General features: G+C 64.9%; 17 protein-coding genes. 6 read left to right on the top strand and 11 right to left on the bottom strand.

Annotated elements, in window-relative coordinates; translation table 11 throughout:
* Window positions 1–16 precede the first annotated feature (16 nt).
* Entirely contained in the window at window positions 17–643 is a 627-nt protein-coding gene (locus AC5RU3_RS09060) for a hypothetical protein (protein WP_458117211.1), read from the top strand.
* On the opposite strand, the gene AC5RU3_RS09065 is transcribed toward AC5RU3_RS09060, so the two are convergent.
* Together AC5RU3_RS09065 and serS are read right to left on the bottom strand one after the other, a co-directional pair.
* A complete protein-coding gene (locus AC5RU3_RS09065) occupies window positions 640–1,497 on the bottom strand; it encodes an HAD family hydrolase (protein WP_309070119.1) in 858 nt (285 codons plus the stop codon). The two genes, AC5RU3_RS09060 and AC5RU3_RS09065, sit on opposite strands and share 4 nt — an antisense overlap.
* Window positions 1,498–1,694: 197 nt before the next feature.
* Window positions 1,695–2,960, bottom strand: coding sequence for a serine--tRNA ligase (serS, locus tag AC5RU3_RS09070; RefSeq protein ID WP_309070120.1), 1,266 nt, complete (start codon window positions 2,958–2,960; stop codon window positions 1,695–1,697).
* 66 nt (window positions 2,961–3,026) lie between these two features.
* On the opposite strand from serS, the gene AC5RU3_RS09075 reads away from it, so the two are divergent.
* Both AC5RU3_RS09075 and AC5RU3_RS09080 read left to right on the top strand, forming a co-directional pair.
* Window positions 3,027–3,596 carry a diacylglycerol/lipid kinase family protein gene (locus AC5RU3_RS09075; protein ID WP_493965336.1) on the top strand — a complete coding sequence of 190 codons (570 nt, stop codon included), beginning with the start codon at window positions 3,027–3,029 and terminating at the stop codon, window positions 3,594–3,596.
* Window positions 3,533–4,129: a diacylglycerol/lipid kinase family protein gene (locus AC5RU3_RS09080; RefSeq protein ID WP_493965337.1), complete on the top strand. Its 597-nt coding sequence runs from the start codon at window positions 3,533–3,535 to the stop codon at window positions 4,127–4,129. The genes AC5RU3_RS09075 and AC5RU3_RS09080 overlap by 64 nt, the downstream gene beginning before the upstream one ends.
* 8 nt (window positions 4,130–4,137) lie before the next feature.
* Here AC5RU3_RS09080 and AC5RU3_RS09085 read toward each other — a convergent pair whose 3' ends face one another.
* The 4 genes from AC5RU3_RS09085 to AC5RU3_RS09100 all read right to left on the bottom strand — a co-directional run bounded on the left by AC5RU3_RS09085 (window position 4,138) and on the right by AC5RU3_RS09100 (window position 6,883).
* Complete coding sequence (locus tag AC5RU3_RS09085; protein WP_493965338.1) at window positions 4,138–4,524, bottom strand: hypothetical protein; 387 nt, start codon at window positions 4,522–4,524, stop codon at window positions 4,138–4,140.
* A gap of 84 nt (window positions 4,525–4,608) precedes the next feature.
* Window positions 4,609–5,580 (bottom strand): DNA topoisomerase IB, encoded by a 972-nt coding sequence (locus tag AC5RU3_RS09090; RefSeq protein ID WP_309124552.1) that lies wholly within the window; start codon window positions 5,578–5,580, stop codon window positions 4,609–4,611.
* A gap of 32 nt (window positions 5,581–5,612) precedes the next feature.
* Window positions 5,613–6,560 (bottom strand): prephenate dehydratase, encoded by a 948-nt coding sequence (gene pheA / locus AC5RU3_RS09095; protein ID WP_493965339.1) that lies wholly within the window; start codon window positions 6,558–6,560, stop codon window positions 5,613–5,615.
* Complete coding sequence (locus AC5RU3_RS09100; protein WP_309070125.1) at window positions 6,557–6,883, bottom strand: rhodanese-like domain-containing protein; 327 nt, start codon at window positions 6,881–6,883, stop codon at window positions 6,557–6,559. The genes pheA and AC5RU3_RS09100 overlap by 4 nt, the downstream gene beginning before the upstream one ends.
* 92 nt (window positions 6,884–6,975) lie before the next feature.
* Between AC5RU3_RS09100 and AC5RU3_RS09105 the strand changes: the two genes are divergently transcribed.
* On the top strand, window positions 6,976–8,394 hold the full coding sequence (locus AC5RU3_RS09105) for an amidase (RefSeq protein WP_309124553.1): 1,419 nt from the start codon (window positions 6,976–6,978) through the stop codon (window positions 8,392–8,394).
* A 49-nt stretch (window positions 8,395–8,443) separates the two neighbouring features.
* A complete protein-coding gene (locus AC5RU3_RS09110; RefSeq protein ID WP_309124554.1) occupies window positions 8,444–9,910 on the top strand; it encodes a peptide MFS transporter in 1,467 nt (488 codons plus the stop codon).
* Window positions 9,911–9,979: 69 nt separating this feature from the next.
* Here the strand turns inward: AC5RU3_RS09110 and AC5RU3_RS09115 are convergent, their stop codons facing one another.
* Both AC5RU3_RS09115 and AC5RU3_RS09120 read right to left on the bottom strand, forming a co-directional pair.
* The gene (locus tag AC5RU3_RS09115) at window positions 9,980–10,138 is read right to left on the bottom strand and encodes a hypothetical protein (protein ID WP_309070128.1); all 159 of its coding nucleotides are present in this window, start codon (window positions 10,136–10,138) and stop codon (window positions 9,980–9,982) included.
* A gap of 216 nt (window positions 10,139–10,354) precedes the next feature.
* Window positions 10,355–11,356, bottom strand: a complete 1,002-nt coding sequence (locus AC5RU3_RS09120; protein WP_493965340.1) for an endonuclease domain-containing protein — start codon at window positions 11,354–11,356, stop codon at window positions 10,355–10,357.
* A gap of 376 nt (window positions 11,357–11,732) precedes the next feature.
* Between AC5RU3_RS09120 and AC5RU3_RS09125 the strand changes: the two genes are divergently transcribed.
* Window positions 11,733–12,752, top strand: coding sequence for a LacI family DNA-binding transcriptional regulator (locus tag AC5RU3_RS09125; protein ID WP_493965341.1), 1,020 nt, complete (start codon window positions 11,733–11,735; stop codon window positions 12,750–12,752).
* Here the strand turns inward: AC5RU3_RS09125 and AC5RU3_RS09130 are convergent, their stop codons facing one another.
* Genes AC5RU3_RS09130 through AC5RU3_RS09140 form a run of 3 tightly spaced genes read right to left on the bottom strand, consistent with a single transcriptional unit; the run spans window position 12,753 to window position 16,315 of the window.
* On the bottom strand, window positions 12,753–14,168 hold the full coding sequence (locus AC5RU3_RS09130) for a CoA transferase (protein ID WP_493965342.1): 1,416 nt from the start codon (window positions 14,166–14,168) through the stop codon (window positions 12,753–12,755). It abuts the gene before it with no gap.
* On the bottom strand, window positions 14,147–15,436 hold the full coding sequence (locus AC5RU3_RS09135) for a glycoside hydrolase family 32 protein (protein ID WP_493965343.1): 1,290 nt from the start codon (window positions 15,434–15,436) through the stop codon (window positions 14,147–14,149). Before AC5RU3_RS09135 ends, AC5RU3_RS09130 begins: the two co-directional genes overlap by 22 nt.
* Before the next feature lie 27 nt (window positions 15,437–15,463).
* On the bottom strand, window positions 15,464–16,315 hold the full coding sequence (locus tag AC5RU3_RS09140) for a carbohydrate ABC transporter permease (protein WP_309124144.1): 852 nt from the start codon (window positions 16,313–16,315) through the stop codon (window positions 15,464–15,466).
* Window positions 16,316–16,320 lie beyond the last annotated feature (5 nt).

Consider the following 16,320-nt stretch of genomic DNA (forward strand, 5'->3'; position numbering starts at 1 on the left):
TCATACTGAGGTCATGCTGTTCGTGGTGACGATCAACCAGCGCGATTCCCGCGAAGTCGGCGACCTGGTTCCGGAGCTGCTGCGGGAATTCCGGTTCGTCGACGCCGTCATCCCCTTTCAGCGCTCCGTCGGAGACGAACTTCAGGGCGTCGTCGGGAGCGCAAAGCTGGCCGTCGATGTAGCGCTCAAGGCAATCCGGTTCCGCCGCTGGCACGTCGGTATCGGGGTCGGCGAAGTCCATTCGCCTCTTCCGGAACGGATCACCGACGCTGAGGGTTACGGCCTGGTGTACTCGCGCAGAGCTGTGAACCGTGCCCAGAAAACCGGCGAGCGTATACCGCTGGCCATCGAGGGGCCGGACTCGGAAGTCGCTGCCGAAGCAGAAGCGGTCCTGCGGCTGCTCGGGCAGATTGTCTATACCCGCACGGATGCCGAGTGGAACGTGCTGGATCTCATGACGCCCGGGGCACGCGGGCAGCAAAAGCTGATCGCAGTTGAGCTGGGTATTACCACCCAGGCCGTGAGCAAGGCCGTTATACGGTCGCACTGGGTAGAAGAGTGGGCCACGCGTCCCGCTGCCGCCCGGCTCCTCGATCTGACCTACGGTCCGGCGGCGCTGCCGCCGGCAGCGCTGGCCTACTAACGCTCCTCTTGCGCCCCGCGGGCGAGCGAACGCAGGATCTTGGCCGCGCCGTCGTCGTACACCGACGCCGTCACCTCGGAAGCGGCAGCCAGAACCTCTTCTGGCGCCTGCCCCATGGCCACGCCGCGCGCCGCCCATGAAAGCATCTCGATGTCATTGCGGCCGTCCCCGATAGCCACCGTCTCCGAGGGGTCGATGTCCAATCGCCGCCGAACCAGCTCAAGGGCGCTGGCCTTGGTGACCCCAGCGGCAGCAATGTCCAGCCATGCGGTCCAGCCCACTGAATAGGTCACGCCGTGGAGGCCGATTGACTCGACGGCATCGCCGAATTCCTCGGCGGTGCTGTCCGTGCTGAAGACCACCACGCGGACAGCGCGAGCCTTTAGCATGCGTTCGAAATCGACGCTTTCGGCTTCTGCACCGAAGCTCGCGTCCTGGAACCGCTCGGTGGAGAGGAAACGTCCCTCATCGTCCTCGAGGGCGAACTTTGCGGTGGGAAGACTTTTTCTCAGGGCAACGAGGGCCGGCCGCGGGTCGAAGATTACGCGGTTGATGATTTCGTAGCCGTCCTCGAACTCATCGACCCCGATGCGCAGGGTGACGCCGCCGTTCGAGCACACAGCATGCCCGCGGGTGAGTCCGATTTTCTGGATGATTGGAAGAGTGGCACCCAAAGACCTGCCGGTGGCGATCACCACTTCGTGGCCGGCGTCGACTACGGCGCTGGCCGATGTCCGAACTTCGTCCGACATCTGTCCCTCGTGATCGACCAGGGTTCCGTCGACATCGAGGGCAATGAGTTTCCGTGTTGTCTGCTGCTGGTCATCGATGCCAGCTGGATACGTGGTTGTCATCGTTAAAGTGAACCAGAAACCCGGTAATCGCGGGTAGGTTTTTGATCACAACTGGGCAAATGCGCGGTTACGGAACGGGATGCCGGCATGCAGGTCGATGAACAGAGTAAGCGTGCTGGGCAACAGCTCTGAGGGCGCGTGGCCGGTGATCTCGGCGCCGGCCGCACTGATTGATGCCGAGCTGGGTTGAGTCCGGCCTACAGGACCGGCAGGACCTCGAGTCCGCCGAGGTAAGGACGCAGCGCTGCGGGCACTGTCACCGACCCGTCCGGGTTCTGGTGGTGCTCAAGGATGGCAACGATCCACCGCGTGGTTGCGAGCGTACCGTTCAGCGTCGCCACGGCACGCGTGGACTTCGCGCCCGGAACTCGTTCGCGGATGTTCAGCCGCCGCGCCTGGAAGCTCGTGCAGTTGGACGTGGACGTCAACTCGCGGTAGGCATTCTGCGTCGGCACCCACGCTTCACAGTCGAACTTCCGGGCCGCTGACATCCCGAGATCGCCGGCGGCGGTGTCGATGACCCGATAGGGCAGCTCGACCTTGGCGAGCATCTCCTCCTCCCAGGCGAGCATGCGCTCGTGCTCCGCGTGAGACTCCTCGACGGTGGTGTAGGAGAACATCTCCACCTTGTTGAACTGATGCACCCGGATGATCCCGCGGGTGTCCTTGCCGTGCGATCCCGCTTCCCTGCGGTAGCAGGATGACCAACCGGCATAGCGCAGCGGTCCTGCCGAAAGGTCGAGGATCTCGTCCGAGTGGTATCCGGCCAGCGCTACCTCGGAAGTCCCGGTGAGGTAAAGGTCATCTTCCGGCAGCCGGTAGATCTCGGCGTCGTGGGCGACGTCGAACCCGGTACCCTGCATCGTCTCCGGACGCACCAGCGTGGGTGTGATCATCGGCGTGAATCCGGCTGCAACCGCCTGGTCCATGGCCATGTTCAGGAGGGCGAGCTCAAGCCGCGCGCCTACGCCTTTGAGGAAGTAGAACCGCGAGCCTGAGACCTTGGCGCCCCGTTCCATATCGATGGCGCCGATGAGCTCACCGATCTCGAGGTGGTCCCGGGGTTCGAAGTCGAACTCCCGCTTCTCCCCCACCGTCTTCACGACGACGAAATCGTCCTCGCCGCCGGCCGGCACGCCGTCGAGAATGGCGTTGGGAAGCCGGCGAAGCAGGGACTCGGCCTCCGACTTCGCTGCTTCAGCCTCTGCGGCTGCAGCTTTCACCGATGCTGCCAATTCCTTGACCTCGGCGAGGAGAGCCTGCTTCTCATCGCCCTGTGCCTTCGCGACCCGCTTACTGAAGGTGTTCTGTTCGGCACGAAGCGACTCCGCGCTGGTGACTGCCTCTCGGCGGCGGGAATCTGCCGCGATCAGAGCATCCACCAGAGACTCATCCGCCTTTCGCGAGCGCTGCGAAAGGCGGAACTTTTCGGGATTGTCGCGGAGTTCGTTTACGTCGATCACCACCCAAGAGTACCGAACGCCACCCGGGCGCCCGCACCCGCGCGCTGAAGGATAGTCTGGGGAATCATGCCCCTCGAGTGGATCATCGTCGCCCTTGCGGTTGTTGCCGCGGCCGCGTCAGCTTTCAGCTGGTGGGGAGTACGAAAACTGCGCCGCGAACGGGCGCCTCACTGGGACGAGCCGCGTGCGGCGGTCCAGCCGACCGGTGAGCGTCAGCGGGTGGCGCTGGTCCTCAACCCGGTGAAATTGAGCGCGTCCCTTGCACGCGAACAGGTTGAGCAGGCCTGTTCCGATGCGGGCTGGGATCCGCCCCTGATCCTGGAGACTACGGTGGAGGAGCCCGGTGAAGCCCAGGCGAGACGCGCGGTCGAGGAGGGGTGCGACGTCGTGATCGCCGGAGGTGGGGACGGCACAGTTCGTGCCGTGGCGTCCGCCCTGGTGCACAGCGGTGCCGCATTGGGACTGCTGCCGCTGGGGACCGGAAACCTGCTGGCGCGCAACCTCGGCATCGCTGTCAACGATGTCCCCGTAGCGTACGGCAGGCACTCCACGGGGCGGTGCGGCGGATCGACATGGGCCGTGTGCAGCTGCACAACGAGCGGACCGGAGTCAGCGGCGACCATACATTCCTGGTGATGGGCGGCGTCGGCCTCGACGCCGTAGTCGTCGCAGCGACCAAGGACACCCTGAAGCGGAAATTCGGCTGGCTGGCTTACAGCGAGGCAGGGGTACGGAGCCTGCCCGGCAAGCGTCAGCGCATGTCGATCAGCCTTGATGGAGAACCTGCGCAGACACGCAAGGTCCACAGCGTCCTCTTCGCCAATTGTGCCCGGCTCCCGGGCGGGATCACGTTCATACCGGATGCCACGATCGACGACGGCTACCTGGACATAGTGATTACCAGTCCGCGCAGCATGCTCGGATGGCTATGGGTGGCCGGGAAAATCCTGTTCCGCCATCCGGGCCCCATCCCCGTTATCAGCTACCACCGGGTGAAGCACGTGGAGGTCCGCGTATCCGAGGCAACAGGCACGCAGCTGGACGGAGACACCTCCGGTGATGTCACGTCGCTCAGCGTCGGAGTCGTCCCAGGCGCGCTGATGGTCCGGGTCCCCGGGAGGGCAACCGGACCATCAGCAGGAATGTTCGGCGATTCCCTGAAGGAGTAGCGGGTCCGCTAGCGGCGGTCGGTGCCTTCTGCGTCATCCCCGCCCTCCTGAAGGGATGGCACGGAGTCGACGTCCGTGTATTCGCCCTCGACGTCGGAGTCGGCGTCTGTAGTGCCGTCGACGTCGGTGTACTCACCCTCATCGAGCTGGTCCCCGCCCTCGGTGTACTCCCCCACACCGTCCGCACGCTGGGCGCCGGTGTAGCCTCCGGTAACCCCCGCTGAGGCATCTCCGACAGCATCGGCGTTCTGCGCCTGACTGTTGATCAACTGCTGTTCCTCCGCGAAGCGAAGGTCATTCCCCTGGTCTCCGGCGTCGCCGTGCCAGTTCGGGTCGGAGGTTGCTCCGTCACCCTCGTTCGGGTTGACCTCGCTGTTGTGTGGCTGCTCGCTCATGGTGCCTGCCTTTCATCAAGGGTCGCGCCCCTGGCCGGACGCTCCCATCAGCCTACTTAGCATCTGGGCGTGGCGAAAGGATTCCTAGTCATTAAGCAGCTCGCGAACAGCCTTCTCCGACGCTGAGTAGCTCGCCACCGGGATGACCTCCCCTGACATGAAGCGGTCCACGATGCGGGGATCAACGTACGAGCTCCGCGCGACCGCCGGAGTGTTCCCCAAATGGTCCGCGACTGAGCGCATGGTCGCTGCAACAGCCTTCTGCCGCGCAGTGCGGCTGGTGGCACCCAGGTCCATCCGGGCGAGTTCCATGGAAGCCACGACGGTTGCCTGCCACGTGCGGAAATCCTTCGCCGTGAAGCCCCCGCCCGTGACCTGACGGAGGAACTCGTTGAGCTGGGAGGCGTCGACTGAATGCCAGGATCCGTCCGGCATTCGATACGCCAGCATGGTGTCTGCGTCCTCCCTGGACATCATCGGTTCCAGCGCCGCGGCGAGGTCCGGGTCTTCTATCGTCGTATCCCACAGCTGCCCGCTCTTGCCCGGAAACTGCAGGGTGATCAGCGGACCGCTGATGGTTACATGGTCCACTCGAAGGGTTGTCACACCGAAGGAGCCGTTCTCGGCAGCGTACTGCGCCGAACCGATGCGCAGCGCACCGGAGTCCACGATCCGCAGTGCAGCCGCGAACGCGCGTTCCTTACCGTTGCCATCGCTCCGCAGATGCTGGGTAATGACCCGACGTGCGCTGGGCAGCCGCTCGCCGAAGTCCAGGGCACGGTCGAACTTTTCCCGGTCCTTTTTCTCACGCCAGGCGGGGTGGTAGATGTACTGGCGCCTCCCGGCGTCGTCCGTTCCCACCGCCTGTATATGCCCATTGGGGTATGGACTGATCCAGACGTCCCGCCAAGCCGGGGGAATGACAAGCTCCCGGATCCGGGCCAGATCATCAGGAGTCAACGGCTCCCCGTGCTGGTCCCGGTAGCTGAAGCCCTTCCCATGACGACGGCGCGTATAGCCGGGCTTGTTACAGTCACTGCGTCTGAGTCGCGGCACGCCGTCTCCTCTTGTTGCCCGTAAAGAATGCCCTAGCCTATGTCCTCGGAGCCTGCTGCGGGGGAGACCAGGATGGATCGGACCCAGCCTTGCGCCGCCTCGAACGCCTGATCGGAGGTGTGTCTGGCCACCTCGTACTCTCTGCGGTCCGCACGGGCATAAGAACCGAGGAAACGAAGACCCGGACTGATCCGGTGTAGGCCCTGAAGCGCATCGGCCACCCGGGCGTCGGCGATATGGCCGTCCGCGTCGATGCTGAAGAAATAGTCGCCCAGGAAGAGGCCGGTGGGTCGGGACTCGATCCTGCTGAGGTTGACGCCGCGGGCGGCGAACTGGTCGAGGATTTCCATCAGGGCGCCGGGATGGTCCTCCGGCAGGGGGATAACCAGCGTCGTTTTGTCCGCCCCGGTCCGCTCAGGCAGGAAGTCAGGCTTGCTGACCAGGATGAAGCGGGTCACGGCGTCGGCAACGTCGCCGATGTGCTCAGCGAGCACCGTCAATCCAAGGCGGCTGGCAACCAGTGGAGAGCAGATCGCTGCATCATGGTCGGCGCCGTCGTCAAGCAGCTCGTGTGCTGCTGCAGCGGTGGAGGACGCGGGTATGTATTCCGCCGCGGGAATGTGTTTCTCAGTCCACCCCCGGCACTGCGCCCAGGCATGGCCGTGGGTTGCGACGAACCGGATGGCATCGAGTTCCATGCCGGGCTTGCCGACCAGGACGAAGGAAATCGGTACGAGCACCTCACGGATGATGCGAAGCTGCTCGCCCTGCGCAATGGCGTCCAGCGTTGCCGAAACTCCGCCCTCCACGGAGTTTTCGATCGGAACCATTGCAGCTTTTACCCGACCGGAACGCACCATGTCGAGGGCCGCATTCACCGTGGTTGCGGGGACCCGATCCGCGTTCTCCGCGCCGGGAACCTGAAGCAGTGCGGCCTCTGTGAACGTTCCCTCAGGGCCTAGATAGGCGTACGAACTCATAGGACGCGCGGCTCCTTGCCCGTCTCGGAAACCATCGGCCTGGATGCCTCAATCCACGCATCCATACCGCCGACGACGTTCACCGCCGAGTAGCCGTTGGCGACCAGCCATTCCGTCACCCGGTAGGAGCGGCCGCCCGTGCGGCAGATGACATGCAGGTCCTCGTCAGGGTCCAGCTCGTCGATCCGAGCGGGGAGATCATTCACCGGGATGTGCCGCGCACCCTCGATGTGCCCGGCTTCCCACTCGTAGTCCTCCCGGACGTCCAGAACGACGGTGTCCTCGCTGATTGCCTCGATGGACACATTCTCACTGTTGGTCATACCGCCCCGCTCCTGTCGCTCACCCGATTCTGCGGACTGCATCCAAGCCTATAGTGGGACCGGACTCATCCCACAGCTATCGAAAGGTGCCCATGAGCTCCCTCCACGAGCTGACCGCCCTTGAGCAAGTCAGCCATCTTCGACAGGGGAAGTTGAGCTCGCGGGAACTGACAGAGCACTACCTGGACCGGATCGAGGCACTGAATCCCGCTCTGGGAGCTTTCATCACCGTGACCGCCGATGCGGCGCTGGCCGAAGCTGCCGCAGCTGACCGGCGGCAGGCCGCAGGTCATGACCTGCCCCTGCTTCACGGCCTGCCTCTCGCCCATAAGGATCTTGCCGACGTCGTCGGTGTGGTGACCACCCACGGAAGTGCGGCGCTGCAGCATTCGGTCGCCGCTACGGACTCCCCGCTCGTGTCCGTGCTGCGCCGCGCGGGCGCCATCTGCGTGGGGAAGACGCAGGTGCCCGAGTTCGGACTGAGCTGTTACAGCGAGAACCTGATCGCGCCGCCGTCGCGGAACCCGCTGGATCCCGCATTGAGCTCGGGGGGCTCGTCGGGTGGAAGTGCCGCGGCCGTCGCAGCCGGCATGATCCCGCTGGCGCCGGGCACCGACGGCGGCGGCTCAGTACGGATTCCCGCTGCGGCAACGGGGCTGATCGGCCTCAAGCCCAACCGCGGCCGGGTTCCGTCCGGGTCCGGTCAGAGCGATCTGGGACAGTTTGTGGTTGCCGGACCGCTTGCGCGCACGACGACGGACGCCGCCCTGCTGCTCGATGCGATGGTTAATGAGCCGAACTACCACGCGACGAGCGCAGCCGCCCATGGCCCCTTCCTCGATGCGGCCCTCCGTGCTGAGGGGAAGTTCCGCATCGGTGTGAGCGATCTCTCACCCTTCGCGGCGGCCTTCCCGATTGACCTCGACGACGATGCGCGTGCCGCCTTCGACGCGGGCGTGCGAGCACTGGTCGCTGTGGGACACGACGTCGTTGAAGCGGACCTGCACTACGACCGGCGCTATCACGAGGCTTTCCAGTCGGTATGGACCGCCGGTCTCGCCGTCGCGCGCATCCCCGCTGCCCGTGAGAAGGACCTCACAACACTTGCACGGACGCTGCGGCACCGTGCACAGGGCAGATCGGCAGCGGACCTGGCCGCCGCCGTCGATATCCTCAGGCAGTTTGAGCAGGACACGATCGAGCAGTATTCGGCATTTGACTTCATCGCCACACCGGCGCTGGGCATGACTCCCCGGCCCATCGGCTGGTACACCGATGCCGATGCGGACACCGACTACCTGCGCCAGTGCCAGTATTCGCCGTATACCTCGATGGTGAACGTGTGCGGGTTGCCCGCCATCTCGGTGCCGGTGTACAGCACTGCCGGCGGGTTATCAATGAGTATCCAGCTCATCGGCAGGCCAAGCGCCGAGGCGGAACTGCTTACCGTCTCCGCCCAGCTGGAGCACCATTTCCGCACCAATCCAAAACCGATCAGCATAACTGGTTAAGGACGCTTTGAATATGACAGTCCGAAATGTGACTGGCACTATGGAGTAAATGAGCACAACTCACAACCAAACAGCCACAGTGGCGGACAAGACGTTCCTGGGTCATCCCCGGATGCTTGCAAACCTGTTCAGCGTAGAACTCTGGGAGCGCTTTTCCTTCTACGGCATGCAGGGCATTCTCCTCTACTACATGTACTACTCGGTGGCCGACGGCGGCCTCGGGATTGACCAGGGAATCGCCACCGGCCTGGTCGGCGCCTACGGCGGTGGCGTCTATCTCTCCACCATCCTGGGAGCGTGGCTTGCAGACCGCGTCCTGGGTTCCGAGAAGGTCCTCTTCTATTCGGCGATCATGATCATGTGCGGTCACATCGCCCTGGCCCTGCTTCCGGGCGGGCTCGGCCTGGCCGTCGGCCTGGTCCTCGTCGGAGTGGGCTCCGGTGGACTGAAAGCCAATGCAACCTCGCTGGTCGGGACCCTGTATGCCGAGGGCGACGAACGACGTGATGCCGGCTTCTCCATCTTCTACATGGGCATCAACATCGGCGCCCTCATCGGCCCGCTGCTGACGGGGCTCGCCTGGACGGAACTCGGCTTCCACTACGGATTCGGTCTGGCAGCCATCGGCATGGCCATCGGTCTGGTGCAGTACGCGCTGACCCGGAAGAACCTGCCGGACACGGCCCACGCGGTGACCAATCCGCTGCCGTCCGGGCGGCTGGGCCGGTTCGGCCTGATCGCCGTTGGCGCGGTCGTCGTTATTGTCCTGGCCTTTGCGACCGGCCTCGTCACCCCGGCCAACCTCGCCCGGACCATGGCATATCTGGCAATTGCGGCATCGATCGCCTACTTCGTGGTGATCCTGCGCAGCAAGCGCGTCACGGCCATCGAGCGCAAGCGGGTGTACTCCTTCATCCCCCTGTTCATCGCGAGTGCTGCCTTTTGGGCGCTCTTCCAGCAGCAGTTCACCGTCGTCGCGATCTACGCGGACCGCAGCCTCGACCGCAATCTGTTCGGGTGGACCATGCCCCCGAGCTTCGTGCAGTCGATCAACCCGATCTTCATCATCATCTTCGCCGCCGTTTTCGCTGCGCTGTGGACCAAGCTCGGCAGCCGTCAGCCGTCCTCGCCGCTGAAGTTCGCGCTCGGCCTCGTGTTCATGGGCGTTGCGTTCCTGCTCTTCATCCCGTTCTCCGGTGGTGGTCCCAACAGCACCCCGCTGATCGCGCTCGTGGTCATTCTGCTGTTCTTCACTTGGGCGGAACTGTTCCTGTCGCCAATCGGCCTGTCCGTGGCGACTAAGCTGGCCCCCAGCGTCTTCCGGACGCAGATGGTGGCGCTGTTCTTCCTCTCGATCTCATTGGGAACGACCCTCGCCGGCATCCTCGCCGGGTACTACAACCAGGACAATGAGGTGCCGTACTTCTCCTTCAGCGGCATCACTGCGATCGTGCTTGGCATTGCCCTTGCCCTCGCGACTCCCGCCATCAAGAAGATGATGAGCGGCGTCCGCTAACCCCTACCCATAACGACGACGGCGCCCCCCTTCGCGGGAGGGCGCCGTCGTCGTAATGGATGAGAAGTATCAGGTGCCGTCGTCGTCGCCTGTCTCGCTTTCGGGACCGGGACCGCCATAGCCGCCCTCATCGAGGGAACTTGACGTGCCGGCGGCGCGCTCGGCGTCCTTTTCCAGAACTTCGTCGTCGGTTTCGTCGAGCTCGTCGCTTGTGGGGTTATCGCTCATGTCACAACCTTTCGTTGACGGGTCTTCCCAACGTACCGCCCGGCAGGCGCAGGCACTAGGGCGCCTCTGACCATCCTCCCCATCGAGTGGGCGCCCGGAACCACCCCACCCTCACCCCGATCCTCCTCATCGAGTGGGCGCTGGGAACCACCCCATCCTCACCCCGCTCCTCCTCATCGGGTGGGCGCTGGGAACCACGTCGTTCGCTGAAATCCGTTATGGGCGCCCGGTCGATGCACCGGCTCTGATCATCGCGGCCCTGATTCGGGCAACCGTTGCCCGCTCCCTGCCCGCCTCAAGGTCCTTCTTCGTGAAGCGCAGCACTGTCCATCCCATCTCGCGCAGTCGTTCGTCCCGGCGGATATCGCGGTGCCATTGGGCGGCGTCCACCAGATGGTGCTCGCCCTCGTACTCGATAGCAATGCGCAGTTCCCGGTACATCTGATCGGGTCTTGAGACGCGCTGTCCGTTCTGGTGGTCGAGTACCCATTGGTTGACCTCCGGCTCGGGTAGTCCCGCCTCCACGATCAGTAGCCGCAGACGGGACTCGGGTCCTGAATCCACACCGCGTCGGAGAAGAGGCATCGCTTCCCTTGCACGCCGTATCCCCCGGGAGCCTCGACGCCGATCCACGACATCGGCGATCTGGGCCGGGGTGGCAAGTGGATCCGGAATGTTGAGACTGCACTGGCGACGCGGGGCGTCGGGCCGCCGCAAAAGAGAATCGCCTGCGATGACCAGTTCCTCTAGAGACAGGACAGCGGCCAGGTCGGTCCACGTCCAGGCAGGGGAGGTTACTGAGGCACCGTAAATTTGGACGACGTCCTTCGGCATCAGCGGTGCGCGATGCCCGACTACGCCGGGCCGCCTCACCCGGTTTGTGCCCTTCCACCGGGTGAGGTGAAGTCGCTCGTCCTCCTCGAGACGGAACGGAAGCAAAATTCCCCAGAGTCCCGCGGCGGTCGCGTGACTGGCGGCATCCGGGCGGCCGAGCCGGGTCAGCGGCGCCACCCTGTCGAGCAGCGATGGGTCGGAACCGTTGACGGATCTGATGCCCCGGCTCGGAATGGTGAGGTCCGAGCGCCGAAGCCGGCTGTATGGCAACCCACGCTCGAGGGCCTCGTCGACCGTGAAGGAAAACGGACCGGGGAGGGGAATGGATGCGGAGTTTACCCGTTCCATGTTGCCGTCGAGGCAGGGCGCGCAGACGTTGTCCACAGGACGTATCCCACCCTCTCGAGCACTCCATGAATCGAGTGGGCGCTGGCGACCACGTTCGCTGTGGAAAGGCGTTACACGCGCCCACTCGACGCGCGCCCTCATTCTTCACCGAACGCCCAGCCCATCGAGTGGGCGCTGGCGACCACGTTCGCTGTGGAAAGGCGTCACACGCGCCCACTCGACGCGGGCCCTCATTCTTCACCGAACGCCCAGCCCATCGAGTGGGCGCTGGCGACCACGTCCGCTGCGCAAAGCCGTCATACGCGCCCACTCGACGCAACCAGCGCGCACGCGACGCAGGAGGAACAAGGACGGCCCACCACTCTGACACGTATTAGTTAGACTGGCTGCACCGATCCGGCGAAGGAGATCCATGGCAGCACGCAAAGCGACGGCGCTCGATGTTGCCAAGGTCGCCGGCGTATCCCGGAGCGCCGTGTCGATGGTGCTCAACGGCAACATCAAGGGCAACGTCTCGAAGGATGCGCAGGAGCGAATCCGTGCTGCAGCCAAGGAGCTCAACTACGTACCCAACCCGGTGGCGGTGAGCCTGAGAAACCAGCGGACGGCCACCCTGGGGATCGTCACGGACGAGATCGTCACCAGCCCCTTCGCCGGCCGGTTGGTCAGCGGTGCCACCAACGCCGCCCTGGCTCGTGGGTACATGATCCTCGTCGTGGATACCGAACACATCCCGGGCCGTGATGAACTCGCCATCGAAGCACTGCAGCACCGCCGCGTGGACGGATTGATTCATGCCACCGGCGGCCTCAAGCCCTACGTCCCGTCTGAACTGTTCCGCTCGCAGCCAAATGCGCTGGCCAACTGCTTCGACCCGGAGGACACTCTTCCCGCGGTGGTCCCCGACGAGGTCACCGGGAGCCGACGGGCGACAGAACTCCTCCTCGGCCTCGGGCACAGGCGCATCGCCCTTCTGGGCGGCGATGACCAGAATGCGGCCGTCCTTCGTGAACAGGGTTACCGCGCCGCTATGACGGTCGCTGGATTGGATCGCCACCACCAGCGAGTGGTGGTCACCGGGTGGGACATCGACCAGGGATACCGCGCAGCCGAGTCCGTGCTCCAGGGACCTGACCGGCCCACCGCAATCCTCGCCGCAAACGACCGCGTCGCCACAGGCATCCTGCTGCACGCCGCCGCTGCGGGCATCAAGGTGCCGGAACAGCTGTCGGTAGTGGGCTACGACGACCAGCAGTACGTGGCCGCGAATCTTGTGCCGGCTCTGACCACGGTCGCCCTGCCGCATGCCGAGATCGGCGCCATCGCTGTAAACAGCGTGCTTGATGAGCTTGAGGGAGGGGATCGCCGAACCGAACGCGTCCTGGTGCCCTGTCCGCTCATCACGCGCCAGTCCACAGCCCCGGCAGGCTGACTACTTCCAGCCGAGAGCGGCGCTGCCGTAACGCTGCGGCGGATCAGGATACTCAACCTTCCGCCCATCAATCATCAACGGCGGCGGCACGAAAATCAGTTCCCCGTAGTCGCTCATCATGCGTTGCAGCGGCGGGTCAAGCTCCACCGGCATCAGACCCGCGGTCGCCGGCATCCGCAGCAGCTCGGCAGCCGTACGCGCCAGTGAGAGGTGGGCGGATCCGGTCACTCCCCTACGGCGTGCAGTCATGAGTACGACGGCGGCGGCCGCCATCCCGAGCCCGGTTGCGTAATCGAGTGCCTGGACGGGAAGAGCACCGGGTGTGAACCCGCGCCCTTCCCCCGTGCCGTGGACATGGGCCACTCCGGTTGCCGCCTGCACAATACTGTCGAACCCGCGGCGGCCCGCCCACGGGCCGTGATCGCCCCAGGCATCGAGGCAGACCACCGCCAGGTCCGGGAAGTCGGTGCGCAAGGCCTCCACGCCGAGTCCAAAACGGTCCAGGGCTCCCGGGCGATAAGCGTTGAGCACCACGTCGGCCGTAGGAAGGAGCATTCGCACGCGAGCCAGCTGTTCTTGGTTTCCGAAATCCGCTACGGCGCTCCGCTTGGCAAACCCGGTTTCGACATGCTGGTGCTCCAGCTCGGGAAGGGCGGTCGGATCCACGCGGAGAACATCGGCGCCCAGCGCACCCAGGAGCCTGCTGGCCGACGGTCCGGCGATGACCCGGGTGAGGTCCAGGATACGCAAACCTTCCAGAAGGCTGCCCTCGCGGTGTTCCTCCACTACCTGAGCGGGGTCGGTGGAGAAACGTATCCACGGCTCATTCGCAACAGCCTGCGCCGCCGGCATCGCGGCCCACTCCTGCGGGGTACGGACAGCTGTAGCCAGCCCTCCCCGGCCGGTAACTGCGTCCTCGATGACGGCGACCGGCAGCTCACGTAGAGCCGCCTCAACCTCTGAGGCCCGGGTCACCGCGAGTGCATCCAGCAGCGCACGTTCATGGTGCGGGTAGTTCCCGTGAATGCGGACCCACCCGTCGGCGCCCCGGCGAAATCCCGACAGCGGACCGAAGCCCTGGATCGGCGAACCCGCAATGCGAAGGTGGGAGAAGGAGTCGAACCATGCGGCCACCGCCGCTGAGGTGAAGGTGACGTCGCGGCCTGGGGAACACACGGCGAGCGCGGTGGCCGCCGCCTGCATGGAACCGAGGGCGAGTCCTTCCACGTCCAACGGCCCTCCCCACCAGCGGCGGGGACCGGTCCAGGACACCGGCTCAATCCCATCGGGCAGCAGTTGGCAGAACGAATGCCAGAGGGCGGGTATCGGCTCCGCTTCCGGCGAAGTTGAGGCTGCATCCATGCCTGCATTATGGATGCAGCCCTGCCCGGCGGCTACGGCAAACCGAGTTCCCATGCTTCGATCCCCGCATCGCCGGAGACGGTCAGCTGCCACTCCTCATCTGGCGCCGGATAGGCGCGGAACGTCACAGCGGTAGAACCTTCCCGGTAGACCTCCACGATCGACGCATCGATCAGGATCCGTAGGCCACGTTCGCTTTCCGCCGCATACACCTCACGGAGGCCCGACGGCGACACCAGGTTCAGCGCCACCCGCACGGCCCCGCGCGGCGAGACGACAGCCTCTGCTGCCGACGGCAGATCCGTCACGGCACTGGACTCAAGCACACGACGGCGGTAACCCACCAGTTCCCGCGCGGGTTCCACAACCAATGAGTCACCGACAATCCGCAGCTCCCGCGGCAGGGTGAGCATTCCGGCCCACCCCGCAGCGTCGACCTCCTCGGGAGTCCGCGATTCCCAGGACCAACCCCACAGCAGAACACGGTCCTCGGTCTGGACGGCCTGCGGAGCGTAGAAGTCGGGCCCATCATCGGTCGATGCGCAAGAGTCCGGTTCGAAGATGGGGCGACCTGCGCCGTCGTCGTTCATGGAACCGATCAGATGCGCCACACCGGAAAGGTGATGTGCTCCGTTCTGCCGCTTCCAGAGGGAGACAATCAGAACCCAGCGACCGTCGATTTGAACCAGCTGGGGGCATTCCCAGATGTTCGCCTGCGCTCGGGCCGCGGCGGGATGTCCGGTGGTAAACCAGATGTCCAGGTACGTCCAGGCTGAGAGGTTCGTGGCGTCGTAGAGCAACAGGGCGCCGCGGCCGTCCGAGAGGCCGGCACCTTGAATGGCATACCGGGTACCTCCCCAGTTGAAGAGGAAAGGATCGCGAACGTCGGTGACCGAAGGATCGGCCGGCATGCCGGCAGCCACCTCTCCGCCTTGCGTCCAGGTGCGCAGGTCAGCGGAACCACGTGCGAGGGTGACCTGTGACTTTCCGCTGTGGTTTTGAACGCCGCTGTATACGGCTGTGGGGACGCCGTCGTCGTCGGCCATGACACCGGACCAGCAGCCGGCCGCGTCGGGACCGCCGGCCTGCGGCCGAAGCGCAATGGGCTCGATGTCCCAGCTCAGCAGGTCCGATGAGCTGACGTGGCCCCACGCGATAGCGGAATGCCGGGCAGAGTCCGGATTGTGCTGGAAGAAGACATGCCAGCGCCCATTGCGGTAGCAGATGCCGTTCGGGTCATTGAGCCAGCCCTGACGGGGTCGGGGATGAAGGGCCGGAAAGGCCCGATCGACGGCGACGGCGGGAGGTACGAGGGAGTTCACAGAGTTCCTTTGCGTGTGTTTTCGTTACTACTTGCTGGCGCCGGCGGTCAGGCCTTCGCGAAGGGTTCGCTGGCCGAAGATGAAGACCACCAGCGCGGGGATCATGGAGAGGATGACGCCGGCAAGCACAACGGAGATGCTGCCGGTGCCGAGGTTGCCCTGCAGCGTGACCAGCCCAAGCGGGAGGGTGTAGTTCTCCTGGGAGATGGTCAGGATCAGTGGCCGGAAGAACTCGTTCCAGTGGAAGTTGAAGGCCAGGATCCCCACGATCGCCATCCCGGGCACTGCCAGCGGTGCGTAGACGGAACGGAACGTGCGCCACGGGGAAGCGCCGTCAAGGGATGCCGCCTCCGCGAAATCATTCGGCAGTCCCAGAAAGTACTGCCGCATCAGGAAGGTACCGAACGCGGTGGGGATGGCGGGAAGGATCAGCGCCAGGAGGGTATCGGACAGTCCCATGCCGCGGATCAGCATGAAAACCGGCACGATCGTCACCTGCACCGGAACCATCATGGTGGCCAGCACAATCGAGAACAGTGCGTTCTTGCCCTTGAAGCTCAGGCGGGCGAAGGCGTAGCCGGCGAGCGCCGCCGTCGTCATCTGCCCTACGGCGATCAGGAGGGTCACCAGGGCGCTGTTCAGCACCAGGAGGATCATGTCTACCTGCTGGAAGACCTGGGCGTAGGAGGAGAAGTCGGGGTTGAGCGGCAGGAACTGCGGGGGGAGGTTGAAGGACTCCGACGGCGTCCGGAGCGACGTGGACAGTGTCCACAGGACCGGGCCGAGCGTCAGTGCTGCGGCCACCAGGAGGACGGCGATCCGGACGGCGGTGCCCGGACGGGGCAGGCGGGTCTTGCGGGGTTGGATCAGGGTGCTCATGCTCG

The organism is Arthrobacter sp. MDB1-55 (assembly GCF_059092925.1).

Coding starts and splice junctions, on each gene's coding strand:
- AC5RU3_RS09065 (WP_309070119.1), bottom strand. CDS start 1,497: ATGACAACCACGTATCCAGCTGGCATCGATGACCAGCAGCAGACAACA.
- AC5RU3_RS09075 (WP_493965336.1), top strand. CDS start 3,027: ATGCCCCTCGAGTGGATCATCGTCGCCCTTGCGGTTGTTGCCGCGGCC.
- AC5RU3_RS09080 (WP_493965337.1), top strand. CDS start 3,533: ATGGGCCGTGTGCAGCTGCACAACGAGCGGACCGGAGTCAGCGGCGAC.
- AC5RU3_RS09085 (WP_493965338.1), bottom strand. CDS start 4,524: ATGAGCGAGCAGCCACACAACAGCGAGGTCAACCCGAACGAGGGTGAC.
- pheA (WP_493965339.1), bottom strand. CDS start 6,560: ATGAGTTCGTACGCCTATCTAGGCCCTGAGGGAACGTTCACAGAGGCC.
- AC5RU3_RS09100 (WP_309070125.1), bottom strand. CDS start 6,883: ATGACCAACAGTGAGAATGTGTCCATCGAGGCAATCAGCGAGGACACC.
- AC5RU3_RS09105 (WP_309124553.1), top strand. CDS start 6,976: ATGAGCTCCCTCCACGAGCTGACCGCCCTTGAGCAAGTCAGCCATCTT.
- AC5RU3_RS09110 (WP_309124554.1), top strand. CDS start 8,444: ATGAGCACAACTCACAACCAAACAGCCACAGTGGCGGACAAGACGTTC.
- AC5RU3_RS09115 (WP_309070128.1), bottom strand. CDS start 10,138: ATGAGCGATAACCCCACAAGCGACGAGCTCGACGAAACCGACGACGAA.
- AC5RU3_RS09125 (WP_493965341.1), top strand. CDS start 11,733: ATGGCAGCACGCAAAGCGACGGCGCTCGATGTTGCCAAGGTCGCCGGC.
- AC5RU3_RS09130 (WP_493965342.1), bottom strand. CDS start 14,168: ATGGGAACTCGGTTTGCCGTAGCCGCCGGGCAGGGCTGCATCCATAAT.
- AC5RU3_RS09140 (WP_309124144.1), bottom strand. CDS start 16,315: ATGAGCACCCTGATCCAACCCCGCAAGACCCGCCTGCCCCGTCCGGGC.